This is a genomic window from Rhodobacter sp. NTK016B, from assembly GCF_017303295.1.
Classification (GTDB): domain Bacteria; phylum Pseudomonadota; class Alphaproteobacteria; order Rhodobacterales; family Rhodobacteraceae; genus Pararhodobacter.
In genome coordinates this window covers 134066-159559 of record NZ_JAFKOK010000013.1, presented here as the reverse complement: position 1 = coordinate 159559, position 25494 = coordinate 134066, and the positions used below count along the sequence as shown (strand labels likewise).

The 25494-nt window shown below is 66.0% G+C and carries 19 protein-coding genes; 11 read left to right on the top strand and 8 right to left on the bottom strand.

What is annotated here, in order from left to right:
- Positions 1–172 precede the first annotated feature (172 nt).
- The 4 genes from JI664_RS17510 to JI664_RS17495 all read left to right on the top strand — a co-directional run bounded on the left by JI664_RS17510 (position 173) and on the right by JI664_RS17495 (position 6540).
- The gene (locus tag JI664_RS17510) at positions 173–1084 is read left to right on the top strand and encodes a LysR substrate-binding domain-containing protein (protein ID WP_207015060.1); all 912 of its coding nucleotides are present in this window, start codon (positions 173–175) and stop codon (positions 1082–1084) included.
- A 137-nt stretch (positions 1085–1221) separates the two neighbouring features.
- Complete coding sequence (locus JI664_RS17505; RefSeq protein ID WP_207015059.1) at positions 1222–2916, top strand: sulfatase-like hydrolase/transferase; 1695 nt, start codon at positions 1222–1224, stop codon at positions 2914–2916.
- Between the two features lie 62 nt (positions 2917–2978).
- Positions 2979–4031, top strand: coding sequence for a TAXI family TRAP transporter solute-binding subunit (locus tag JI664_RS17500; protein WP_207015058.1), 1053 nt, complete (start codon positions 2979–2981; stop codon positions 4029–4031).
- A 160-nt stretch (positions 4032–4191) separates the two neighbouring features.
- Complete coding sequence (locus tag JI664_RS17495) at positions 4192–6540, top strand: TRAP transporter permease (protein ID WP_349768737.1); 2349 nt, start codon at positions 4192–4194, stop codon at positions 6538–6540.
- Positions 6541–6695: 155 nt separating this feature from the next.
- Here the strand turns inward: JI664_RS17495 and JI664_RS17490 are convergent, their stop codons facing one another.
- The 8 genes from JI664_RS17490 to JI664_RS17455 all read right to left on the bottom strand — a co-directional run bounded on the left by JI664_RS17490 (position 6696) and on the right by JI664_RS17455 (position 15553).
- Positions 6696–7820: a cobalamin-independent methionine synthase II family protein gene (locus JI664_RS17490; RefSeq protein ID WP_207015057.1), complete on the bottom strand. Its 1125-nt coding sequence runs from the start codon at positions 7818–7820 to the stop codon at positions 6696–6698.
- A gap of 148 nt (positions 7821–7968) precedes the next feature.
- Positions 7969–9636, bottom strand: a complete 1668-nt coding sequence (locus JI664_RS17485; RefSeq protein WP_207015056.1) for a hypothetical protein — start codon at positions 9634–9636, stop codon at positions 7969–7971.
- Between the two features lie 245 nt (positions 9637–9881).
- Positions 9882–10373 carry a hypothetical protein gene (locus JI664_RS17480; RefSeq protein WP_207015055.1) on the bottom strand — a complete coding sequence of 164 codons (492 nt, stop codon included), beginning with the start codon at positions 10371–10373 and terminating at the stop codon, positions 9882–9884.
- A 118-nt stretch (positions 10374–10491) separates the two neighbouring features.
- The gene (locus JI664_RS17475) at positions 10492–11628 is read right to left on the bottom strand and encodes a helix-turn-helix transcriptional regulator (protein WP_207015054.1); all 1137 of its coding nucleotides are present in this window, start codon (positions 11626–11628) and stop codon (positions 10492–10494) included.
- 100 nt (positions 11629–11728) lie between these two features.
- Complete coding sequence (locus JI664_RS17470; RefSeq protein WP_207015053.1) at positions 11729–11974, bottom strand: MoaD/ThiS family protein; 246 nt, start codon at positions 11972–11974, stop codon at positions 11729–11731.
- Positions 11974–14220: a xanthine dehydrogenase family protein molybdopterin-binding subunit gene (locus tag JI664_RS17465; RefSeq protein WP_207015052.1), complete on the bottom strand. Its 2247-nt coding sequence runs from the start codon at positions 14218–14220 to the stop codon at positions 11974–11976. The genes JI664_RS17470 and JI664_RS17465 overlap by 1 nt, the downstream gene beginning before the upstream one ends.
- On the bottom strand, positions 14220–14699 hold the full coding sequence (locus JI664_RS17460; RefSeq protein WP_109532526.1) for a (2Fe-2S)-binding protein: 480 nt from the start codon (positions 14697–14699) through the stop codon (positions 14220–14222). The genes JI664_RS17465 and JI664_RS17460 overlap by 1 nt, the downstream gene beginning before the upstream one ends.
- The gene (locus tag JI664_RS17455; RefSeq protein WP_207015051.1) at positions 14696–15553 is read right to left on the bottom strand and encodes an FAD binding domain-containing protein; all 858 of its coding nucleotides are present in this window, start codon (positions 15551–15553) and stop codon (positions 14696–14698) included. The genes JI664_RS17460 and JI664_RS17455 overlap by 4 nt, the downstream gene beginning before the upstream one ends.
- Before the next feature lie 190 nt (positions 15554–15743).
- On the opposite strand from JI664_RS17455, the gene JI664_RS17450 reads away from it, so the two are divergent.
- The 7 genes from JI664_RS17450 to JI664_RS17420 all read left to right on the top strand — a co-directional run bounded on the left by JI664_RS17450 (position 15744) and on the right by JI664_RS17420 (position 25492).
- Positions 15744–17078, top strand: a complete 1335-nt coding sequence (locus JI664_RS17450) for a sensor histidine kinase (protein ID WP_207015050.1) — start codon at positions 15744–15746, stop codon at positions 17076–17078.
- On the top strand, positions 17075–18067 hold the full coding sequence (locus tag JI664_RS17445; protein WP_207015049.1) for a HupU protein: 993 nt from the start codon (positions 17075–17077) through the stop codon (positions 18065–18067). The genes JI664_RS17450 and JI664_RS17445 overlap by 4 nt, the downstream gene beginning before the upstream one ends.
- On the top strand, positions 18064–19491 hold the full coding sequence (locus JI664_RS17440; RefSeq protein ID WP_207015048.1) for a nickel-dependent hydrogenase large subunit: 1428 nt from the start codon (positions 18064–18066) through the stop codon (positions 19489–19491). Before JI664_RS17445 ends, JI664_RS17440 begins: the two co-directional genes overlap by 4 nt.
- Positions 19492–19555: 64 nt before the next feature.
- The gene (gene hypF / locus JI664_RS17435; RefSeq protein ID WP_207015047.1) at positions 19556–21775 is read left to right on the top strand and encodes a carbamoyltransferase HypF; all 2220 of its coding nucleotides are present in this window, start codon (positions 19556–19558) and stop codon (positions 21773–21775) included.
- A 227-nt stretch (positions 21776–22002) separates the two neighbouring features.
- On the top strand, positions 22003–23112 hold the full coding sequence (locus JI664_RS17430; RefSeq protein ID WP_207015046.1) for a hydrogenase small subunit: 1110 nt from the start codon (positions 22003–22005) through the stop codon (positions 23110–23112).
- A 3-nt stretch (positions 23113–23115) separates the two neighbouring features.
- A complete protein-coding gene (locus tag JI664_RS17425; RefSeq protein WP_207015045.1) occupies positions 23116–24909 on the top strand; it encodes a nickel-dependent hydrogenase large subunit in 1794 nt (597 codons plus the stop codon).
- 13 nt (positions 24910–24922) lie between these two features.
- The gene (locus JI664_RS17420) at positions 24923–25492 is read left to right on the top strand and encodes a HupE/UreJ family protein (RefSeq protein WP_207015044.1); all 570 of its coding nucleotides are present in this window, start codon (positions 24923–24925) and stop codon (positions 25490–25492) included.
- The last annotated feature ends 2 nt before the right edge of the window (positions 25493–25494 follow it).

The window sequence follows — 25494 nt, the reverse complement described above, 5'->3', positions numbered from 1 at the left end:
CTCCCGGCGCGCGCCGCGATGCAGCAGCGGCGCGGACCCTCCCCGCCGACCCTCTCATAGCGCAGCCTGCCTTGCACGCGACGGGTTGTAAAATGCCCATTCCTGAGGTTCGTATAACGAAACCGCATAGGCCTGCGCCCTGCGGCCGGGTTTCAAGCAAGGAGGAGCACCGATGGAACATCGCGTGCGCATGCGGCACCTGCGGCATTTTCAAGAGATCGCGCGCCACAAATCGCTGACCCGCGCCGCCGAAGCGTTGAATACCGTTCAGCCTTCGTTGTCGCGCAGCCTTGCCGAGCTTGAAGCCGAGCTGGGCGCGACCCTGTTCCTGCGCTCGCCGCAGGGCATGGTGCTGACCGCCGAGGGGAAAGAGTTCCTGCACACGATCGAAGGCCCGCTCGCGCAGATTGGTGACGGCATAGCACGGCTGCGCGGCGCGCCCGATCGCCCGGTGGTGCGCATTGCGCTGGCCCCGGCGATCACCCGGCTTCTTGCCGTGGCCGCGCTCAAGGATTTCTACACGCTGTTTCCCGATACCCATGTCGTCATCGAAGCGCGCATGTATTTCGACGCGGTGAACCGCCTGCGCGACGGCGGGGTCGATTTCGCGGTTGGGCGCTTGCTGGACCCCAGCATGCTCAACGGTCTGTCGTTTCAGCAGCTCTTCTCCGAGCCGATCGTCTTCGCCGCGAACAAGGATCATCCGCTGGCAGACCGACGCGATGTCACGCTCGACGAGGTCAATCAGTACCGCATCATCGGGCCCGAACAGCACGCGATTATCTGGAACGAGATCAATAAGTTCCTGGTTATGAACGGGCGGCGCGGCTTCGACCGGGTGATCGAATCCTCGTCCTACGAATTCGCGCGCACCTTCCTGCGCCACAGCGACTCGATCGCCTGCCTGTCGCGCAGCATCGTGCGCCCCGAACTGGAAAGCGGGGAATTCGTGGCCATCGATACGCCGGTGCATGACATGATGGGGGCGGTGGGCGTGACCTACCGCACGGGCGCCCGGATGAGCGCCCCGGCGCGGGCATTGTTGACCCTGTTCTTTTCGAAGGCCGCCGAAATCTACACATAACGGATTTGATATGAGGCGGCGGCAATTTCTATTTCCCTTGCTGCCGGTCCCGTCTCATTGTGCCGCTGGGGAAGGTTGCGGTCAGCCGGGGCGCCGAACGGGTGCCCGAGCGGCGCGGCCAATGGAGGAGACGCATCATGGCGCAGGCCAAGAACATCCTGTTCATCATGTTCGACCAGCTCCGGTGGGATTACCTGTCTTGCTACGGCCATCCGCATCTGGACACGCCGAATATCGACAAGCTGGCCGAGAAGGGCGTGCGGTTCGACCGGGCGTACATTCAGGCGCCGATCTGCGGCGCCTCGCGCATGTCGACCTATACTGGGCGCTACGTGAACAGCCACGGCGCCGGGTGGAACAACATCCCCCTGCGCGTGGGCGAGCCGACACTGGGCGACCATCTGCGCAAGCAGGGGATGGATTGCTGGCTGGTCGGCAAGACCCATATGTCCCCCGATACCGAGGGAATGGAGCGGCTGGGGATCGAACGCGGCACCCGGATCGGCGAGCGCGTCGCGCAATGCGGCTTCGACGTCTACGAACGCGATGACGGGCTGCGCCCCGAAGGCCCGGACGGCCCGTATGATCCGGGCGGCGCGCTGACCTATAACGAATATCTGCGCTCGAAAGGCTATGAGAGCGAGAATCCGTGGCATGATTACGCGAATTCGGCCCTCGATGCGGACGGCAACGTGCTGTCGGGCTGGTTCTTGAAGAACAACAATCTGCCCGCCAATATCCGCGAGGAAGACAGCGAAACGCCCTATATGACCCGGCGCGGGATGGAATTCATAAAGAATGCCAAGGGCCCGTGGTGCTGCCATCTGTCGCTGATCAAGCCACACTGGCCCTATATCGTGCCCGAACCCTATGCCTCGATGTACGGACCGCAGCATTTCCTGCCCGTCGTGCGGACCGAGGACGAGCGCGACAACGCGCATCCGGTGCTGCGCGGCATGATGAACGGCCCCGTGTCGAAGACCTTCAGCCGGATGGAGGCGCGCGATGCGATGCTCGGGGCCTATATGGGCCTGATCAAGCAGATCGACGACCAGATGGGCGTGCTGTTCGACTGGCTCGAGGAAACCGGGCGCATGCAGGACACGATGATCGTGCTGACCTCGGATCATGGCGATTTCCTTGGGGATCACTGGCTGGGCGAGAAGCAATTCTTCTACAATTCCTCGACCCGGGTGCCGCTGATCATCTACGATCCCTCGCCCGAGGCCGACGCGACCCGCGGCACCGTTTCGGACGCGCTGGTCGAGCAAATTGACCTTGTGAAAACCTTCTACGAGGTCGCGGGCGGCAATGCCGAAGACATCGCCCATCAGGCCGAGGGGCATTCGCTGCTGCCGATCCTGCACGGGCAGGCGACCGAACAGCCGCGCGCCGTGGCGATCTGCGAATACGATTACTCGGCCACGCCGCTGCGTACCGCTCTGGATGTCGACGTTGCCGATGCGCGCGCCTTCATGGCGACGACCAAACGCTGGAAGCTCATTCACTTCGAAGGCGGCTACCGGCCCATGTTGTTCGATCTCGAGACCGATCCGCAGGAGCTGGTCGATCTGGGCGAAAGCCCCGAACATGCGGCTGTCCTCGCCGAGATGTACGAGCATCTGCACGCCTGGTTCCGGCGCTGCGATCAGCGGCTGACCAAATCGCGCGAGGCCCTGACCAAGATGGGGGTCGGGGTTCAGCGCAGCGGCGTCGCCATCGGCGTCTATGCCGCGGACGAGGTGAACCCGGAACTGGTGTCGAAATATGTCGGGGGCAAAGCGCGCCCCTGGCAAGAGATCGTCGCAGCCCAGAACGGCGCGGCTGAATAAAACGCGCGCGGCGGCGCGAGGAGGGTGTCGCCGCGGGCTTCGTCTTTATCGGGAGGAAAGACATGAAAACCTTGTTGCACAGCACGGCCCTGACCTTGGCCACCGTTACCCTCGCCGGCGCTGCCGGCGCGCAGGTGAACCTGACTGCGGCCACCAGCAGCCCCGGCTCGACGCCGCATCTGGCGATCACCCATCTGGCCACCGTCGCGGGCCAGCGCGGCATCGCCTCGCTGCAGGTGGCCGAGGGGCAGACGCTGACCAACTCGATCCTCGACGTGGCGCAGGGCCGCACTGACATCTCGGCGGCGCCGATGCTGCTGCCGTTCCTGCTGTCGCGTGGCATGGGGCCGTTCTCGGCGCAGGGCGAAGAGGGCGCGGCAATCGCCGCCAATCTGCGCGCGCTCTATCCTTACAACGCGGGCAGTTTCAACGTCCTGACGCTCGAGACTTCGGGCATCGAGACCTGGGAAGATCTGCGCGGGCGCACCGTGTTCAACGGCCCGCCGCGCGGCGCCGCGCTGACCAATGCGCGTCAGGCCATCACGCTGACCACCGGCATGCAGGACGGCACCGATTACGAAGGCCATCAGGCCAATTGGGGTCAGCTGGCCTCGCTTCTGGTCGATGGCTCGATGGATGCTTTCGTGGTCCCCACCACGCACCCGTCGGACCGCGTGAACCTATTGGCTTCGGCGGGCAATGTGGTGGTCATTTCGGTCCCGCAGGAAACCTATGAAAGCGAGGCTTTCCAGCGCATTTTCCAGATGCCCGGCAATATCCCGATCGAGATCGAATGGGATTCGATCGGTTACGGCGACAATGTCCGGCTGTCGCAATCCGAAGACGGGATCCTGCGCGGCATGGGCACGGCCTTTGCCGATGTGGTGAATGCCGACATGGATTATCAGTTGGCCTATGACCTGACCACGGCGCATATCGAAACCCTCGATGATCTGATCGCCTCGGCGCCTTTCGCGCGGACCGGCGGTTTCGGTGTCGTCGATCAGCGCCTGTCGGGCTTTTGTGGCAACAACCAACTGCTCTACCATCCCGGTGCCGTCGCGGCGTGGGAAGACCACGGCTACGACATTCCCGACTGCGCCGAAGGCCAGTAAGCCCACGGGGCAGGGCGGCACCCGCTGAGCCGGGATGCTGCCCGCCCGCATCGCATGACAACGGGGCGGCCGCTTTGCCGGTTGGTCCCCTGATCGCCTTGTCCCCGCCGCCCGTGGCGGAGACGGGGTTCGTTCCCGAACTCAAATGCAGGATAGCCCGATGGCCGATCCCATGACCGATACCGCCGCCGAAGCCGAGGGCGCGCGCGACCGAGGCATCACGATCTCGCTCGTGCTGGGCTTCCTGCTGGTTTGCCTCGGCATGGTCAACGCGATGCCGGTCATCCCGGGCTTTCAGGATCTCGTGGCCTCGATCACCGGGTGGGAAAACATTCCCGTCCGCCGCTTCAGCTACGAATACCTGTTCCCGATGACCTTCGTACTGATGATGGTCATCGTCGCGCTGCGCCATTCGCAATACCGCCATTACCGCGACCGAAGCCGGCGTCTGGCCGCCTTCGGGCTGTTCATGGACATCGCGCTGGTCGCGATGGCGGTGGTGATCTCGGTCTCGTACCTGATCGAGATCGACTCGGTCTGCCTGATTGATCAGGTCACCGGTGAACGCGCGGCCCTTATCGAGGGCGCGCTGCGCCGCGAGATCGAATTCGCGCAGATGATGGGCCTGCCGGAGCCCACCTCGGTCGAGGACCCGGCCTGTATCAGGACGCTGGGCGTCTGGATCTTTGCCGTCGTGGGGCTCGGCGTCACCACCTTCCTTGGCTACAATATCCGCGTCTGGGGCCTGCCGCTGGTCGCCGTGGCGATCCTGATCGCGGGCTACACCATGGCGACGATTGCGGTCTGGTATTTCTTCGGTCCCGATCAGAACCGCTATCTGGTCACGATCCTGGGCGGCGAGCCGCGTTCGCTGCTGGATGGACGCCCGAATATGGAGGACGTGCTCACGAACAACGCCCAAGGGCTTCTGGGGCAGTTCATGAGCATCCTGCTCTATACCGTCTTTCCCTATATCGTGCTGGGCAACCTTTTCGGTGTCTCGGCGGGCGGGCAGTCGCTGATCAAGGTGGCCTTCATCCTGACCCGCCGCCTGCGGGGCGGCCCGGCCCATGCCGCTATCGTCTCGTCGGCGCTGTTCGGCACGATCTCGGGCGGGCCGGTGGTCAACGTGCTGTCGACCGGGGTGCTGACCATCCCGATGATGGTCAAGCGCGGCTTTTCGCGGGTCTTTGCCGGCGGGGTCGAGGCCGCCGCGTCGTCGGGCGGGCAGATCATGCCGCCGGTGATGGGCGTTGCGGCCTTCGTGCTGGCGACCATGACGACGGTGCCCTATTCGCAGGTGATCATAGCCGCCTCATTGCCCGCCGCAGCCTATTTCGGCGCGCTCTTCGTGTCGGTGATCTTTCAGGCCCGAAAGCAGGGGATCGAGGCTCAAGGCGCCACGCTGCCGCCCGAGATGCGCATGACCCGCAGCGATTACATCAACCTGACGATGATCTTTGGGCCGGTGCTGCTGATCCTGTTCCTGCTGGTCACGCCCAAGGATGCGATCGGCTGCGGCCCGATCACCGATTTCTTCGGCGCGGTGACAACGATCAGCGGCGATGCCTGCCGGGTCGTCAGCCTGCCGTGGTTCTTCGAGACCGTGCGCAACGCTGCCAGCGATGCGGGATCGGCTGGCTGGTGGGCGGCGGCGCTGTTGATGGTGATGTTCTTCATCGATCCCGAGATCCGCCGCAAGCCCGGCAAGCTGGTCAATGCACTGGCCGAGGCGGGGGTGCTGGTCTCGACGCTGTACCTGATGTTCCTCGCCGTGTCGGTGATCGATTTCTGCCTCAACCTGACCGGCCTTTCGAGCTATATCGCCCGCGATGCGAGCTATCTGCTGAACGATTTCGGCGGCTCGGTGGGTCAGAGCGGGCTGTTCCTGTTCATGGCGCTGCTGGTGACGATGGTGTTGGCGATTCTGCTGGGCATGGGGATGCCCACCGTGCCAGCCTATCTGAACGTGGCGCTGCTGATGGGGCCGCTGCTGTCAGGACTCGGTATCGCCAATTTCACCGCGCATATGTTCATCTTCTATTTCGCGGTCGCCTCGGCGATCACGCCCCCCGTGGCAATCGCGGCGTTCGCGGCGGCCTCGATCACCAAGGCCGACCCGATGGTGACCGCCTTCTCGGCGGTGAAATCGGGGATCGTCATGTTCGTCATCCCGTTCGTTTTCGCCTTCTATCCCGAGCTTCTGCTGATCGAACCCGCGCAGATTGACCCGAACGCCGCCGGTGACGCCTATCTCGCGGGGTATGACGGGCAGGTGCATTGGGTGTCGCTGTGCTGGCTGCTGGCGCGCATCGCGCTGGGGCTCTACCTGCTTGGCAGCGTGCTGGCGCAATTCGACCGCCGTCCGCTGGGCGTGCCCGAGATGGTCCTGCGGCTGGCGCTGGCGGTGCTGATCCTGTCGGCCTCGCCGATGATCGCGCTGCCGGCGCTGGGGGTCACGGCCTTGCTGCTGTTCTGGCACGGGCGGCGCGCCACGCTCGCGGCCTGACGCCGCAGCCCGCCGAGGCCGGGGGCGTCGCCCGGGGCGAAGGCGCGCAGGAGGATGAGAAAAAAAGAGAGGGGGCTGTCTGCCCCCTCTTGGCCTTTCGGCCAATTCACCCCCGAGGATATTTCGGGATTAAAGATGCGGGGCCCGCGGCCGGATCAGGCCGCAGCGGCGATATCGGCGCCCGCGCGCAGGTTGCGGAGCTTTTTCCACGTCACGTCGGGGTCGATCTTGCCGTAGCCCGCGAAGGTGCCGAAGCCGCAATCGGTCGAGGCGACGACGCGGTCCTTGCCGACAATGTCGATGAAGCGCTGCAGGCGCTGGGCCACGAGCTGCGGATGTTCGACATAGTTCGAGCAGGTGTCGATCACGCCGGGCGCGAGGATCTTGTCTCCGGGGATTTTCGCATCGCGCCAGACCACCCATTCGTGTTCGTGGCAGGGATTGGCGCTTTCGAACAGGATGGTCGAGGGATTGGCCGAGAGCACCACGTCGATCACCTTCTCGAGCGGGATGTCATGGTCATGCGGCCCCTCGTAATTGCCCCAGCACAGATGCATCCGCATCCGGTCCTTGGGCAGCCCCTCGGTCGCGGCGTTGAGTGCTTCGACATTGGCGGCAGCGACCTTGACGAACTCGTCCTGACTGAGATCCTGATAGCCGGTATGCGCCGACATCGCCAGATCGGGGCAGTCGAACTGGATATCGAAGCCCGCATCGAGAATGGCCTCGTATTCGGGGCGCATCGCGGCGGCGAGATCGGCGAGATAGGCTTCGTGGCTGGGATAATACTTGTTCACCTGAAAGGCGGTGATCAGGCCCGGCGAGGCCGCGTTCATGAAGGCCCGCCCGGTATCGCCGCGCGCCGACAGGGCGGCCTTGAAGCGGCGGATATCGTCGAGTGCCGGTTGCAGGTTGACCAGCTTCACCTCGCCGATGCACGAGGCACGGGTGAATTCCTGACTGCCCATGATCGCGCTGAGCTTTTTGGCAAGGCCGGGATGCGCGGCGAGGTCCTTGGCGGGTTTGCGGTCGATATGGCCGCCGAAGCCCGACAGCCGTTCCTGCATGTAGGTCGAGTATCCCACCTTGCCCAATTCGCCGTCCGAGACGATCGACACGCCCGCTTCGCGCTGATGCGCGATCGCGTCGGCGATGGCGGCGGCAACGGCGGTTTCGAACGTTTCCGGGTCGTAGCCTTCGCCCTTGTCCTTGGCGATCAGCAGCGCCGAGAGCGCATCGCCGCGCGGAAGGCTTCCGACATGGGTGGTTTCGATGGTCATTTGCGGGGTTCCTCCGGGATCCAACCTCTGGGCGCGCATCTGACCATCTGGCCGGGTCAAAGGCAACCGGCGCGCGCGAAAGGCAAGGCCCCGCCCGGATCGCGCCGGGCGGGGCCTTTAGATCGTGCAACGCACGCGGCTGTTGGTCTCAGCGTGTCGGCAGCGAGAAGCGATAGGAAAGGCCAAGACCGACGGTATAGGTTTCGAACGCATTGGTATGGGTGCCGAAATACTGACCCGTCGAGATCGTCGCGCCGATCTGCCCGTAGAGCGCAACGCGATCGTTCAGGCCGTAGCTGAAGCCGATTGCCGGATAGACCATACCGCCGACCTCATGCGCGGGGCTCACGCCGACATCGTTGAGACCGTAGAGCAGCTGCGCATAGGCCTGCAGCCGGCCCGAGGCGGTCAGGTTCGTCTGCCAGCCCGCGCCGATATAGCCCTCGGCATAGCCGGCAATGCCGCGGAACGCCTCGGTCCCGGCGGCGACCTGCGCTGCGAGATACCAGTTCTCGTCGAGCATGTAATCGGCCTGCAGCGCGACGAGGCCCAGCCCATCGGTCACACGGCCATTAAAATCGATATCCGAGGTCGCGCGTCCCATCACGTTGAGGCGCACGCCGCGCAGCGTGTAGTCGGCGCCCGAGCGGTCCGTGCGGCCCGAACGGGGGCCCGACATGTGGTAGTTCAGGCCCAGACCCACGGTCCAGCTGCGCGCCGTGCCCAGCGGAGCGGCGAGATAGCCCAGCGATGCGGTCGCGCCAAAACCGTTGCCCCACAGATATTCCAGCGTCGCGCGGGGATAGATGGCAAGGCCCGGGCCGGCGTCATAGGTATTGGTGACATAGCCGCCGCTGCCGATGCCGACCTGACCGTAGAGATTGACGTTGTCCGACAGCGCCCAGCGATAGCCCAGACCGCCCTGCGCCTGATTGAAGAACATCAGCCCCGAGACGCCGATATCGATGCCGAAGAACGCGTAGACGTTGTCGTTGAGGAAATGCGAAAACTGCAGAGAGGCGAAGCCGATATCGCCCGAATAGCGCGCAGTCGGGTCGATCTGCGACACATGGGTGTAGTTGAAGGACAGGATGTTGTCGGTGCGCGGCGCGTCGAAATCCTGCAGACCCAGCTGTCGGCCCGCATCGCGGAAATCGCCGCGCGCATAGGAAAACGGCATCTGCACGAACAGGTTGACGGCATCGCTGTTCACCTGACCGCCGGGCATCTCGACATGGCTGTAATTCAGGCCGAGGCTGAAATTCTCAAAAGCGTAGCCCACGCCGACATAAGCCCGCCCATAGATCCCGTCGCCCGAGAGCCGCGAGATATTGGTGTTGCTCTGACCGCCCGCCGCGGCGCCCAGCGACAGGCCCGCATTGGCGAACCAGTTGCCGAAGATGGTGCGCTGCGCGTGCAGGGTGACATCGGCGCCGTAGAAGCCCGAGTAATTGCCCTCGACCATGGGCGCGAAGGCGCCCGCGCCGACATAGAGCCAGTCGTTGACGCGCTGCATGTAGTGGATGCCGAACAGGTCGAAATCGGTCCCATCGGTCAGCGTGAGCGCGGAATAGTCCAGCATGGTGAAGCCGGTGACGGTATGCGTCGCGGGCGAGGCCGGGAACATCGCCTCCTGTGCCTGTGCCTGTGCCTGTCCGGTGGCACCGATCAGGCTAGACGCGCAGAGCAGCGCGGCACTGGCCATCGCGCGGCTGCGGGGCGCGGATCGGGTCAGGATGAGGGGGCGATGTCCGGTGGTGGTGCCCCGGGCGGCTCGGCAGTCATCCTGCGCGTAGATCATGGTGTCGTGTCTCACTCGTTGTCATGGCGTCGATCGACTGGCGCGACCGTTCGGCTGTCGCCACTCTAGCGGCGATCCCCGCCCCGTGCCCAAGACAAAAGCGCCGAATGGCCTCGATTGCCGCTTTGGGCGTGGTTTTTTTGTCCGAGTGCTGCATCCGGGTGACAACCGGCCGCTTTTTCCGTGGCGCGAGGCCATTGCACGCAAAAGAGAGCGGTCCGCCCGGGAAGGGGCAGGCCGCCCTGGGCCGGGCCTGAGGTTCAGCGTTGCTGGACGATCACGTCGAAATCGACGCGGCACCACGGCACATGGCCGAAATGCCGGATCTGCCCGCGGATGCGGACCGGGACCATCGTGTTGGCATCCGGGTCCGAGGGCCACATCGACATGATGCGCACATCGGCATGGTCGTCCCAGGTGGCGTCGGAATAGCCGATCCCCGAACCGAGGAAGGCATGATCGACCGCGCTCCACCATGTAGTGAAGCCGCCATCACGCTGCATCGAGAAGGAATGGGCCGAGCCGAGGAAGGTCAACAGGTCGCGATTGGCATTCGAACCAATATTCGCGGGCTGGAAGCGGACCATGTAGGCTTCCGAGTTGCGGTCCCAGCCGGCATTGACGCAGGCGTAGGTGAAATTAGAGATCGTGCCGCCGCCCATGAAGCGACCGACTTGTGCCTCGGCCCCGGTCGGGGCGAGGGCGGCCATGGCGCAGGCAGCCAGAGCGGTTTTGACATGGCTCAGAAACATAGCAAACTCTCCTAAAAAAATGTGTGAATGACGATCCGACAGGCGCGGTCGTGGCGCATCCCCCGACCGGGGGACATCCGCCGCCGGATCTGGACAATTCGCCCCAAATCACCCGGTTTCAAAGAACCGGCGGAGAGAACTGAAAAACGCGCCAGACAAAGGCCAGCCGGTTTCGGCATTGGGTCTTCATCAGCAGCGCCGAGACCTGCGATTTCACCGTTTCCGGGCCGACGCCCAGCCGCGCAGCGATCTCGGCGTTCGAATGGCCGGGGATCAGCAGGTGCGCGACCGCCGTTTCGGCGCCGGTCAAACCATAGGCGGCGGCAACCAGCCCGACATTCGCGGCAATCGGTTGCGCGCCGTCGATCAGCGTCAGCAGCGTACCGGTCAGCCCCGGTTCCAGCTCCAGATCCGCGTCGCGCAGGGGCGAGGCGATGGCGTAGACGGGCAGGGGGGTGCCCCGCCGAGCGATGATCAGCTCGCGCGAGCGGTGCGCGCCTTCTCCCCACGCCGTCAGGGCCGTGTCCCGGATCGCCGCGCGGAGCGCGTCGTGGCTGGTGTCCTCGCGGCACGCGATGCGTCCCTGCCGGTCCATCCAGACGCCGTCGCGCGCCTCAAACAGGGCGCGCGCGCGGCGATTGGCAATCAGCACCTGTCCGTCCTCGGCCACAAGGCAGAGCGGCAGGTCCATCATGTCCAGCACCGACAGCACGGCACGGTAGCGCGCGCGCAGCGCATGAAGTGTGCGGTGAATTTCCATGGCCTTGCCCAGATGCAGCGTCACCGATTCCAGTGCGCGCAGGTCCGAGGCGGGTGGCGCGCCCGGCCTGTCGGCAGCGTAAAGCGCGACCAGCCCCACAAAGCTCAAAGGGTCTTCCGACAGGTTGACGAAACAGCGCCGGTACAGGCCCAGCCGCTCGCGCGTGAAGCGGATCTCGGGCCGCGAGCGGTGGGCGGCGTCGAGCGTCCACATCTCGCTGTCGAGAATCGTGCTGAAAGCGGGACGCTGATGAATGGCCACCGCGCCTTCGGCGTCGAAACTCTGCGCGCCCATCGGCCGGATCAGGGCGTTGTATTCCGCGAACAGCTTGGGGCGGCGTGACAGGTCCGGATCGGCACTGTGTCGCTCATACCGGATCGCGCGCCGGTCGCCGGTGTCATAGAGCACGAGGTTGCGCGCCTGAAGCGATTTGAGAAGGCAACCCAGGGCGCCGCTCCAATCGCGGCCGGAATAGGCCATGTCATAGATGGCCATGATCGCTTTTGACAAATCCATCCGTACCGATAACGCAACAAAACGCGATCGATGGTAGAAAGATACAGCCAGAAGTCGAGTTTGCGTCCGGCCGAAGCGGTTAGCCGCCCTTGATCTGTTGCATCAGGAACACTTCGCTGTCGGGTTCCACCGGGGTGTTACGCCCGCCAGTGATCACCTCGCCATCCACCGCGACCGAGATCCCCGACTCGATCACCGGCTCAAGCCCCGGATGGATCGCCACCAGACCGTCGAGCAATTGCCCGACGGTCTTGCCGTCCACCTCGACCACCTCGGCGCCGTCGGTGAATTTGCGAAGCCCCGACCAGAGATTGACCTCGACCATCAGGCCATGGCCTTGATCGCCGCCAGCACCGCCGGCGGGTTCATCGGCAGCGCCCGCAGGCGCGCGCCGGTGGCCGCGTGGATCGCGTTGGCGATGGCGGGCAGGGGCGGCGTGATGCCGGTCTCGCCCACGCCGCGCACGCCGAAGGGGTGGCCGGGATTGGGCACTTCGACGATCACCGTGTCGATCATCGGGAGGTCCGAAGCCACTGGCACCCGGTAATCGAGGAACACGCTGTTTTGCAGCCTGCCGTCCTCGCCGTAGATATAGCCTTCGTTCAGCGCCCAGCCGATGCCTTGTGCGGCGCCGCCCTGATACTGACCTTCGACATATTGCGGATGGATCGCCCGGCCCGCATCCTGCGTGACCAGATAGCGCAGCACGGTGACGCGCCCGGTTTCGGGATCGACCTCGACATCCACCACATGCGTGCCGAAGGACGGCCCGGCGCCGGATGGCGTCGATTCGTGGTGCCCCGAGATCGGCCCGCCGGTCTTGCCCATCTCGGCTGCGATTTCCTTGATGCTCATCGGCTCGAACTGGCCGGCATTGTCGCCCGCCGGATGCGCGGCGCCGTCCTTCCAGGTGACGGCCTCGGGGTCGATGTCCCATTTCTGGGCGGCGCGCTTGCACATCTCCTTGATGGCCTGATTGGCGGCTTCCCACATAGCCTTGCCACTGGCGAAGGTCGCGCGCGAGCCATGCGTGGGCTCGTTCACGCCCAGAGCACCCGTCTCGACGATGTTCACCCGGACGTTTTCATAAGGGATGCCCAGCGTCTCGGCGGTCATCAGCGCGATCGAGGCGCGCGAGCCGCCGATATCGGGCGTGCCGACCGAGACCTGCGCCGTGCCGTCCTCGGAAATCGCCAGCGAAACCGAGGTTTCGCCACCATGGTTGAACCAGAAGCCCGAGGCGACGCCGCGGCCCTGATTGGGCCCCAGCGCGACCGCGTAATTCGGATGCGACTTCGCGGCTTCCAGCGTCTCGGCCAGACCGATCGTCTTGAATTTCGGCCCGTAAGAGGCGCGCGAGCCTTCTTTCACGCCGTTCTTCAGCCGCACATCAATCGGGTCGAGCGACAATTCGCGGCACAGTTCGTCCACCATGCTTTCGACGGCATAAGCAGCCATCGGCGAGCCCGGGGCGCGGTAGGCCGCGCATTTCGGGCGGTTGGCCAGAACCTCGTAGCCTACATGCATCAGGTTGGGGATGTCATAACAGGCAAAGGCGCAAGACAGTGCTTCACCCACGGGCGAGGCGCCGGGGAAGGGCCCGCCCTGCATGCGGAACGTCACCTGCGCGGCGGTGATTGTGCCGTCCTTTTTCATCCCCATCTTCACGTCCATCGACGCGGACGCGGTCGGCCCCGTCGCGCGCAAGACGTCCGAGCGGCTCATCACCAGCTTGACGGGACGCCCGCCCGCTTTCTTGGACAGCGCCAGCGGCAGTGGCTCCATGAAGATCGTCGTCTTGCCGCCGAAGCCGCCGCCGATTTCGGACGGCGTGACGCGAAGCTGCGCGGGATCGGTACCCAGAACGGCCGAGCACATCTTGCGAATGAACCACTGGCCCTGCGTACAGACCCACATCTCGCCCTTGCCGTCCGAGCCCATCTGGCCCACGGCGGCATGCGGTTCGATATAGCCCTGATGCGTGGCTTCGGTGGTGTAGCTCTGCTCGTGGACCAGATCTGCCTCGGCATAGCCTGCGTCCAGATCGCCGCGTCCGAACTCGATCATCCGCGCCACGTTGGGGCCCATCCCCTCGGGCACGGTGTGGTCGGCGCAATCGGGCAGGATCACGGGCGCGTCCTTGGCCATGGCCTTGTCCACGTCGGTGACATGCGGCAGGACTTCGTATTCCACCTCGATCAGCTTGGCGGCATCATTGGCCAGCAGCTGCGAGGTCGCGGCGACGGCGGCGACGGCGTGGCCATCATAAAGCGCCTTTTCACCCGCCAGCGTGTTTTCCTGCAGATACAGATCCTCGCCCGTCAGCCCCTCGGGCAGATCGGCGCGTGTCACCACCGCCTTGACGCCCTTCATCGCCAGCGCTTTGGACGCGTCGATCTTCAGGATCTTCGCATGGGCATGGGGCGAGCGGACGACGGCCGCGTAGAGCATGTTGGGCAGGTTGAAATCGGCGCCATAGCGGGCGCGGCCGGTCACCTTGTCCAGCCCGTCGGGGCGGTCAGGGGTGGTGCCTATCCATTTGAATTCCTTGGTGATCTCGTCTTTCGCCATCACGCAGCCCCCCGCATTTCAGCCGCCGCGTCCTGAACGGCGCGAACGATCTTGTCATAGCCGGTGCACCGGCACAGATTGCCCGCCAGCCAATAGCGGATCTCGCTTTCGGACGGGTCCGGGTTCTTTTCCAGAAGCGCCTTCGCGGCCACCAGAAAACCGGGCGTGCAGAAGCCGCATTGCAGCGCGGCATGTTCGATGAACTTGCGCTGCAGCGGATGCAGCGCACCCTCGGGCGCCATGCCTTCGATCGTCTCGATCGTGGCGCCGTCGGTCTCGACCCCCAGCACCAGACAGGACGGAACCAGCCGCCCGTTCAGCATCACCGAACAGGCCCCGCAATCGCCGGTGCCGCAGCCCTCTTTCGAACCGGTCAGGTCCAGATGGTCGCGCAGGCAGTCGAGCAGCGTCTCGCGCGGATCGGCGAGGAACTCGACCTCGTCGCCATTCACAGTGGCGGTCACATGCATCTTGCTCATTTCGCAGCCCTCTCATAGGCGATCTTCGCCGCGCGGCGGGCCAGCACGCCGACCACATCCACACGGAATTCCTTGCTGCCGCGCTTGTCGCTGATCGGCTTGGCGGCGCCCGACGCGGCCTCGGCCAGTGCGGCCAGCGCGGCATCGTCCAGCGTCGTGCCGACGATGGCCTGCGCGCAGGCCTCATCGAGCAGCACGGTCGGCGCCACGGCGCCCAGTGCCACCCGTGCGGCGGTGATCTTGTCATTCTCGCGCGTCAGGCTGACGGCGCAGCCCACGACGGCGATGTCCATCTCGGTACGCGGGATGAAGCGCAGATAGGCGTCGCCGCCATTCTTCCCACGCGGCGGCAGGTTGATCGCGGTGATGATCTCGCCCGGCTCCAGCGCGGTCTTGCCGGGTTTGACCGGCACCTGTTCCACCGGCAATTCGCGCGAACCGTCGGGACCGAGGATCGTCACCGTCGCGCCCGCCGCCACAAGGCCCGGCACGGAGTCGGCGGCCGGGGAACCATTGCACAGGTTCCCTGTCAGCGTGGCGCGCCCCTGCACCTGCGTCGACCCGACCAGCTCCATCCCCTCGACCACGCCGGGCCAGTCGGCGACCAGTTTCGCATGTGCACCCAGACTGGCCCCCGAAACCGCGATGCCGATCCGCCAGCCGCCATCGGGCTGGGCGGTGATGTCATGCGTGCCGGGGATCTTCTTGAGGTCGATCAGGTCATCGGGCGTCACCGCGCCCGCGCGCAGCTGCACCAAGACGTCGGTGCCGCCTGCCAGAAAACGGGTCACGCCGCTCGCTTTCGCGGCAATGGATACGGCTTCATCGAATGTTGCCGGGGCGTGGTAGCGCATATGGCCTCCTCTTCGCCAGTCAGGTGCGCCAGAAGGTAACGGGCTTTTCCGGATTGTCGATGGGGGAATGCGCGATCTTCGGGCGGGCCGGGGGCAGGCGGGCTTCACTGCGTTCTTAACACGGCTTTTGACACGGCGGCTTTCGCCCTTCGCCCGGCTGCGGTATCGTGCCCCCGGAGGCAAGAGCGACATGACCAGCACCGCAGATCTGCCCAAGGACGGCCCACAGGACGGCGACTTCTCGGACGCCGCGTGGCTCAACGTGTTGGCCGCCTATGACCGCACTTATGCCGAACTCGCCAGCCATCACGAACAGCTTGAGCGCCAGAACCGCGAACTGCACCAGCTTCGCCATTTCATCGCGTCCATTCTGGGCGCGGTCAACGACATCATGGTCGTGCTGGGCCGCGACGCCCGGATCGAAGAGGCCAGCGCGTCCTTTGCGGCCTGCGTGCGCCAGCCGGTCGCGGCCCTGACCGGCACCGGGGTGACGGCGCTGTTCGATGCCGATGGCGCGGCGCTGCTTGATACCGCGCTGGCGGATCTGCGGCTGCAGGGCAACGCCTCGCGCTTTGAGGCCAATGTGATGACACCCGAAGGGCCCGCGCCCTTCGACATCGCCGTTTCGCCGCGCGTCAACGACCGGGGGCGGATGATCGGCGCGGTGCTGATCGGGCGTCCGCTGGGTGAATTACGCGCGGCCTATTCCGATCTCGAAGCCAGCCACAAGCAGCTCAAAGAGGCGCAGACCCAGCTTGTGCGCAACGAAAAGCTCGCCTCGCTGGGCCGCCTTCTGGCCGGGGTCGCGCATGAGCTCAACAACCCGATCAGCTTCGTCTATGCATCGACCCACGCGCTTGAGCGGTATGTCGGCCGGTTCGAGACCTATTTCGAACGCGTGCAGGCCGGGGCCACGCGCGACGAGCTGGTGGCCTTGCGTGCCGAGCTGAAGCTCGAACGCGACCTCAAGAACCTGCGCGAGGCCATCGTCGGCGCGCGCGACGGGGCCGAGCGGGTGCGCGATATCGTGGCCGACCTGCGGCGCCTTTCCGCGTCGGGGACGGGCGAGCGTGTGGTGTTCGATCTGGTCGATACCGCCCGCGTCGCCGCCCGCTGGGTCGAGCGCGGTTCGAAAAGCGGGATCGAGGTACAATTCACCGGGCTGCCCAACCTCTCGGTGCGCGGCGTGCCGGGGCATATCCAGCAGATCGTCATGAACCTCGTGCAGAACGCGATGGACGCGATGCAGGGGCAGGCGAACCCGCAGCTTGTCCTGCGTATCGAGCGCGAGGGCGACCGCGCCGTGCTTGCCGTCACCGATACCGGGCCCGGCGTGCCCGAGGATCAGGCGGCCTCGATCTTCGATCCGTTCTATACCACCAAGCCGGTGGGACAGGGCACCGGGCTGGGCCTGTCGATCAGCCACAAGATCGCCGAGGAACATGGCGGGCGGTTGTCCCTGTGTCCCCCCACCGAAACCGGCGCGTGCTTCCGCCTCGAACTGCCGATGGACGACCCGCAATGAACCTTCTCTGGCTGCAATCCGCCGGCTGCGGCGGCTGCACGATGTCGCTTCTGTGCGCCGAGGATCCCAATGTCTTCGACCTGATGGCGGATGGCGGAATCGAGTTCCTGTGGCACCCGTCCTTTTCCGAGGCCACCGGCGCTGAGGTCACGCGCCTTCTGGCGGCGATCGAGGCGGGGGAACAGACGCTCGACGTGCTCGCCGTCGAGGGCTCGATCGTCACCGGACCCAAGGGCACCGGGCGCTATCACATGCTCGCAGGCACCGGGCGTTCGATGCTCGACTGGGTGCGCGCCCTTGCCCCGCTTGCGCGCGACGTGGTCGCGGTCGGCACCTGCGCGGCTTATGGCGGCGTGACCTCGGCGGGCGGCAACCCTGCAGGTGCCACCGGGCTGCAATATGAAGGCCAGCTCGCCGGCGGCGCCTTGCCGCCCAGCTTCCGCGCGCGTTCGGGCCGTCCGGTGATCAACATCGCCGGCTGCCCCACGCATCCCGGCTGGGTGGCCGAGACCCTGCTGTTGATGGCCGAAGACCGGCTGAGCGAGGCCGATCTCGACGATTTCGGCCGCCCGAGGCTTTATACCGACCACCTTGTCCATCATGCCTGCACCAAGAACGAGTTCTATGAATACAAGGCCTCGGCCACCAAGCTGTCCGAGATGGGCTGCATGATGGAACATCTGGGTTGCGTCGGCACGCAGGCGGTGGGCGATTGCAATATCCGGGGCTGGAACGGCGAGGGCTCGTGCACCCGCGCGGGCTATCCCTGCATCGCCTGCACCGCGCCCGAATTCGAAGAGCCCAACCACCCTTTCACCGAAACGCCCACCATCGCCGGCATCCCCATCGGCCTGCCCTCGGACATGCCAAAAGCGTGGTTCATGGCGCTGGCCTCGCTATCCAAGGCGGCCACGCCCCGGCGCATCGGTGTCAATGCCGTGTCGGACCGCATCCGCGTGCCGCCCGGCGCCAAAAGGAACTCGAAGTGACGCGCAAGCTGCTGGTTGGACCCTTCAACCGGGTCGAGGGCGATCTGGAAATCAGGCTCGATATCCGGGACGACGCCGTTGCCTCGGCGCAGGTGAACTCGCCGCTGTTTCGCGGCTTCGAGATGATGCTGGCGGGCAAGGATCCGCGTGACGCGCTGACCATCGTGCCGCGCATCTGCGGGATCTGCTCGATCAGCCAGTCCGCCGCCGCCGCGCTGGCGCTGGGTCAGGCGGCGGGTGTGACGCCCACGCCGCAGGGCGCGCGCGCCACCGCGATCCTGCACGCGGTCGAGAATCTCGCCGATCACGTCACCCATTTCGCGCTGTTCTTCATGCCCGATTTCGCCCGCCCCGCCTATGCCGGGCGCGACTGGCACGGGCCGGCGGTCGAGCGGTTCACCGCCATGCAAGGTTCGGCCGCGCGGCAGCTCACCGAAGGGCGCGCGCAGCTTTTGCACATCACCGGGATGCTCGCGGGGAAATGGCCGCATACGCTGGCTATCCAGCCCGGCGGCGTCACCAAGGCGCCCGATGCCCGCGACCGGGTGCGGATCCTGTCCACCCTGCGCAGCTTCCGCCGCACGCTGGAGGCCACGATCTTCGGCGCGAAACTCGAAGATTACGCGGCGCTGACCACGTTGTCAGATCTCTACGGGTGGACGACCGGCGACGCGGCACTATTCCTGCGCATCGCCGCCGATCTGGGTCTCGCCGCCAGCGGGCAGGGCCCGCGCCGCTACCTGTCGGCCGGGGCCTATCCACAGGGCGCGCAGCGCCTGACCCGCGCGGGGCTGCTCGATCACGGCACGCTCAAACCCTTCGATCCCACCCAGATCACCGAGGATCTCAGCCACGCCTGGATGTTGGGCGAGACCGCGCATCCCGCGCAGGGCCAGACCGTCCCCGACGAGGACATGCGCGCGGACGCCTATTCCTGGTGCAAGGCACCGCGTCTGGGCGGGCAGGTTGTGGAATGCGGCGCGCTGGCGCGGCAGGCGGTCGATGGCCACCCCTTGGCGCTGGCCTTGGCCGATGAGGGGGGCGTGCGTGCCCGCGTCGCCGCCCGGCTTCTGGAAATCGCCCGCACGCAGATCTGGCTGGAAGAGGCGGCGCAAGCGCTCGACCCCTCGGCCATCTTCCTCGAACCCTTCACGTTGCCGAAAAGCGGGCAGGGCGTAGGGCTTGTCGAGGCCGCGCGCGGCACGCTGGGCCATTGGCTCAGGATCGAGAAGGGGCGCATCGCCTCGTACCAGATCGTTGCGCCGACCACATGGAACTTCTCGCCCCGCGACGCGCAGGGCCTGCCCGGCGCGCTGGAAGCCGCGCTGGTCGGCGCCCCGGTGGCCGAAGGCGAAGAGACACCGCTTTCCGTCCAGCATATCGTGCGCAGCTTCGATCCCTGCATGGTCTGCACGGTCCATTGATGGCGCGGGCGAAGACCACGCGCGACGCTGTAGGGTGCGTGATCTCACGCACCACTCCTAGCCGATGACGGCGCGGCGTATCCGCATAAGGGGGCAGGTGCAGGGCGTCGGCTTCCGGCCCTTTGTCTGGCAATTGGCGCAGCGTTTCAGCCTGACGGGCGAGGTGCGCAACGATGCCGAAGGGGTGCTGATCCTCGCCGCCGGGCCCGATCTCGACGCGTTCGAGGCGGCGCTACTGGCCGAGGCCCCGCCGCTCTCTCGCATCGACGCGCTGGAAAGCGAGGCCACGACGCTCGACGCCACCGCCTTCATCATCGCCGCCTCGGGGGCGAGGGGCGCCGAGACCCGCGTCACTCCCGATGCAGCCACCTGTGCGGCCTGCGCCGATGAAATCCGCGCGCCCGGGCGGCGGCAGGGCTACGCCTTCACCAATTGCACGCATTGCGGCCCGCGCTTCACCATCCTGACCGGTCTGCCCTATGACCGCGCGCAGACGACAATGGCGCCCTTCACACTGTGTGCCCAATGTCGCGCGGAATACGAGAACCCCGCCGACCGCCGCTTCCACGCCCAGCCGGTCGCCTGTCCGGCCTGCGGCCCCCGGCTATGGATCGAACCCGAAGCGCCCGATCCGATCGCCGAAGCCGCGCGCCGCCTGCTTGCGGGCGACATTCTTGCCGTCAAAGGGCTCGGCGGTTTCCATCTGGCCTGCGACGCAACCAATCCTCGCGCCATCGACACCCTGCGCCAGCGCAAGCACCGCCCGGCCAAGCCTTTCGCCCTGATCGCCCCGCTCTCCCTGATCCGCCGCCACGCGGCGCTCAGCCCCGGGGCGGAGGCCCTGCTCACCGATCCCGCGGCGCCCATCGTGCTGTTGCCCGCGCGCGGAACGCTGCCCGACAGCCTCGCCCCCGGGCAGTCGACGCTCGGTTGGATGCTGCCCTACACGCCGCTCCACCACTTGCTGCTCGACGCCGTGCAGCGCCCCTTGGTGATGACCTCGGGCAACCTGTCGGGTGAGCCGCAGGTCGTCGACAATGACGAGGCGCGCGCGAAACTCGGCCCCTTCGCCGACGCTTTCGTGATGCATGACCGCGCCATCGCCCGGCGTCTCGACGACAGCGTCGAGCGCGCCGATCCGCCGATGATCCTGCGCCGCGCACGCGGGCGGGTGCCCGGCACGTTGCCCTTGCCAGACGGCTTCCCCGACCGACAGGTCGTGGCCTATGGCGGGCAGATGAAAGCGGCGATCTGTCTGATCAAGAACCGGCAGGCGCTGCTGGGCCACCATCTGGGCGAGCTGGACGAGGCCCTGACATGGCAGGCCTTTCTGCAGGCGGATGCGGATTACGCGGCGCTTTTCGACCATGCGCCCGAAGCCGTCGCCACCGACCTGCACCCCGAATACCGTGCCACGCGCCACGGGCGCGATCGCGCCCACCGCGACGGGCTGCGCGGGGTCGAGGTGCAGCATCACCACGCCCATCTCGCCGCTTGTCTGGCCGAGAACCTCTGGCCGCGCGACGGGGGGCCGGTGGCGGGGATCATCCTCGACGGGACCGGGCTGGGCAGCGACGGGACCCTTTGGGGCGGGGAAATCCTGCTGGGCGATTACGACGGTTTCCGGCGGCAGACCCACCTGACACCAGCGCCGTTGATCGGCGGCGACCGGGCCGCGCGAGAGCCATGGCGCAACGCGCTGGTCCGGCTCGATGCGGCGGGGCAGGGCGCGCGCGCCGAACGGCTCTTTCCCGACGCGCCTCTGGCCATGGCCCGGATGGCCGCCGAGCGGGGCCTCAACGCGCCGCTTTCGTCCAGCGCCGGGCGGTTGTTCGACGCGGCGGCGGCGATCCTTGGTCTCTGCCCGCAGGCGCAAAGCTACGAGGGCGAAGCGGCGATGCGGCTTGAAGCGCTTGCCGCGACGGCGCCGGATGACGGGCATCCGGGCTATCCCTTCGCCCCCGACCTGAACCCCGCCGCCGCTATCGACGCACTCTGCGCCGATCTCGACACCGCGACACCGGCCCCGCAGATCGCGCTGCGCTTCCACCGGGGCCTTGCGCGCGCCTTTGCCGCCACCGCCGTGGCGCTGGTCGAGGCCGGGCAGGCCCACGCCATCGCGTTGTCGGGCGGGTGCTATCAGAATGCGCTGTTGCTGGCCGAAACGCAGGCCGCGATCCCGCCAGAGATCACCGTTCTCAGTCACCGTTTGACGCCCGCCAATGATGGCGGGCTGGCGCTGGGACAGGCGATGGTCGCGCTGGCCGCGCTGGAAAGCGACTGATCAGCGCGCGTCCGGGCTGGGTGGAAAGCTTCCGTTTGCAACCGCAGAACGGACGTCCAAAACGCGCTTAGGGCGTTGATCGCAAACGCCAATCCCAATGCTGCAGCGCTATGTCGCTTTTTCGGGCGAATACTGCCGCATACCGTCATCTTGGCCCTGTGACAGGACGTTGTCCGGACGGGGCCCGACCCCGCCTTGGTTTTCAGTAGCGACGGGAGGGACGGACCTTGAGCCAGATTGAAACCTTTTATGAGGTCATGCGCAAACAGGGGATCACCCGGCGCAGCTTCATGAAGTACTGCTCGCTGACGGCGGCGGCTTTGGGGCTTGGCCCCGCTTTCGTGCCGCGCATCGCCAAGGCGATGGAGGAAATGCCGCGCACACCCGTCATCTGGGTGCACGGGCTGGAATGCACCTGCTGCTCGGAAAGCTTCATCCGCTCGGCGCATCCGCTGGCCGGGGACGTCGTGCTGTCGATGATCTCGCTCGATTACGACGATACGCTGATGGCTGCGGCCGGTCATCAGGCCGAAGCGGCGATGCGCGACACGATCGAGCGCTACCGGGGAAACTACATCCTCGCGGTCGAGGGCAACCCGCCGCTCAACGAGGACGGCATGTATTGCATCGTCGGCGGCAAGCCCTTCGTCGATCAGCTGCGCGAGGCGGCCGAACACGCCAAGGCGATCATCTCGTGGGGGGCGTGCGCGTCCTATGGCTGCGTGCAGGCCGCGCATCCCAACCCGACCCGCGCCACGCCGGTGCATCAGGTCATCACCGACAAGCCGATCATCCGCGTGCCGGGCTGCCCGCCCATCGCCGAGGTCATGACCGGCGTCATCACCTACATGCTGACCTTCGACCGCCTGCCCGAGCTCGACCGGCAGGGCCGCCCGGCGATGTTCTACGGCCAGCGCATCCACGACAAATGCTACCGCCGTCCGCATTTCGACGCAGGCCAGTTCGTCGAAACCTGGGACGACGAAAACGCGCGCCGGGGCTATTGCCTGTACAAGATGGGCTGCAAGGGGCCGACCACCTACAACGCCTGCTCGACCGTGCGCTGGAACGAGGGTGTCTCGTTCCCCATCCAGTCGGGCCATGGCTGCATCGGCTGCTCGGAAGACGGCTTCTGGGATCAGGGCAGCTTCTATGACCGCGTAACCGACCTGACGCAGTTCGGGGTCGAGGCCAATGCCGACCAGATCGGCGGCATCGCGGCGGGCGCGGTTGCGGGCGGCATCGCCGTTCACACCGCCATCAGCGCGCTGCGTACTGCGCAGAAGAAGGTTCAGGATCGCCCCAGCGCGGCCGAGACGTCGAAAGAGGAGGCGTAATCCATGGTCATACAGACCCCCAACGGCTTCGAGCTGGACAATTCCGGCCGCCGCATCGTCGTCGACCCGGTGACCCGGATCGAAGGCCATATGCGCTGCGAGGTGAATGTCGACGAGAACGGCGTCATTCGCAACGCGGTCTCGACCGGCACGATGTGGCGCGGGCTCGAGGTCATTCTGCGCGGCCGCGATCCGCGTGATGCCTGGGCCTTTACCGAGCGGATCTGCGGGGTCTGCACCGGCACCCACGCGCTGACCTCGGTGCGCGCGGTCGAGGATGCGCTGGGCATCACCATCCCCGACAACGCCAACTCGATCCGCAATATCATGCAGCTGAACCTGCAGATCCACGATCACGTCGTGCATTTCTACCACCTGCACGCGCTCGACTGGGTCAATCCGATCAACGCGCTCAATGCCGATCCGCGCGCCACGTCGGAACTGCAGCAGATGGTCTCGCCCTCGCATCCGATGTCCTCGCCGGGCTATTTCCGCGACGTGCAGTCGCGCCTGCGCGGTTTCGTGGAATCGGGGCAGCTTGGCCTGTTCAAGAACGGCTATTGGGACAACCCGGCCTATAAACTGCCGCCCGAAGCCGACCTGATGGCGACGGTCCATTACCTTGAAGCGCTTGAGCTGCAAAAGGAAATCGTCAAGGTTCACACGATCTTCGGCGGCAAGAACCCGCATCCCAACTGGCTGGTGGGGGGCGTGCCTTGCCCGATCAACGTCCATTCCACGGGCGCGGTCGGCGCGATCAACATGGAGCGGCTGAACCTCGTCTCATCGATCATCCAGAAGTGCCAGGACTTCGTGAACAACGTCTATATTCCCGACGTCGTGGCAATTGGTGGCTTCTACAAGGACTGGCTCTATGGCGGCGGTCTGTCGTCGCAGGCCTGTCTTGCCTATGGCGACATCCCCGAGCATCCGAACAATTTCGATGCCAGCCAGCTCTACCTGCCGCGCGGCGCGATCATCGACGGCGATCTGACCCGCGTGCACGATGTCGATCCCCGCGATCCCGAGCAGATCCAGGAATTCGTCGACCATTCGTGGTACGAATACGGCCAGCCGGGGCAGGGCCTGCACCCGTGGGACGGCGAAACCAGCCCGCGTTACGAATTGGGCCCGAATGCCGTCGGCACCCGCACCAATATCGAGGCGCTGGACGAAGCCGCGAAATACTCGTGGATCAAGGCGCCGCGCTGGCGCGGTCACGCGATGGAGGTCGGGCCGCTTGCCCGCTACATCGTCGGGTACGCGCAGGGACACGAGGATATCTCGAACCAGGTGAACGGGCTTTTGCGGCAGATGGACCTGCCGGTTGAGGCGCTGTTCTCGACGCTGGGCCGCACCGCTGCGCGGGCGCTGGAATCCGAGTATTGCGCGCGTCTGCAGCGGTACTTCTTCGACAAGCTGGTCGCTAATATCCGCAACGGCGACGAAAGCACGGCGAATGTGGCGAAATGGGACCCGTCCACTTGGCCCTCGGAAGCGCGCGGCGTCGGCATGACCGAGGCCCCGCGCGGGGCGCTGGGCCATTGGATCAACATCAAGGACGCAAAGATCGAGAATTATCAATGCGTCGTGCCGACCACGTGGAACGGCTCGCCGCGCGATGCGCAGGGCAATATCGGCGCGTTCGAGGCCAGCCTGATGAACACCCCGATGGAGCGTCCCGACGAGCCGGTCGAGATCCTGCGCACGCTGCACAGCTTCGATCCGTGCCTTGCCTGTTCGACCCATGTCATGTCGCCCGACGGTCAGGAACTGACCAATGTCAAGGTCCGCTGAGAAAGGGAAACCCATGAAACGTCTCGCACTTTCCGGCGCTCTCGCGCTTCTCGCCGCGCCCGCTATGGCGCATACCGGCCACGGGGCCGAGGGTCTGCTCCATGGTCTGGCCCACCCGTTCTTCGGGGCCGATCACCTGCTTGCGATGGTCGCGGTCGGGCTGTGGTCGGGTCTTGTCCTGCCGCGCCGCGTCTGGGCCGGCGCTGCCGCCTTTCTCAGCGCGATGCTGATCGGGGCGCTCTTGGGCTTTGCCGGGGCCGAACTGCCGATGGCCGAGGGCATGATCGCGCTGTCTGTCATCCTGTTTGGCGTGCTGGTGGCGGTGGCGCGTCGCGGCCAGCCGCGTCTGCTGACCGCAGCCTCGCTTGCCACCATCGCGGCCTTCGGGACCGCGCATGGCTATGCCCACGCGGTCGAGGCCACGGGCAGCGCCGCCGCCTACGTCGCGGGCTTTCTGATGGCCAGCGCAGTGCTGCATGCCGTGGGCATTCTTGGCGCGCGCGCGCTGGTTACCGGGCGGCTGGCGCAGATCCTTGCGGGCGGCGCGGTCGTGGCCGCCGGCGCGCTTCTGGTCGCGGGGTGAGG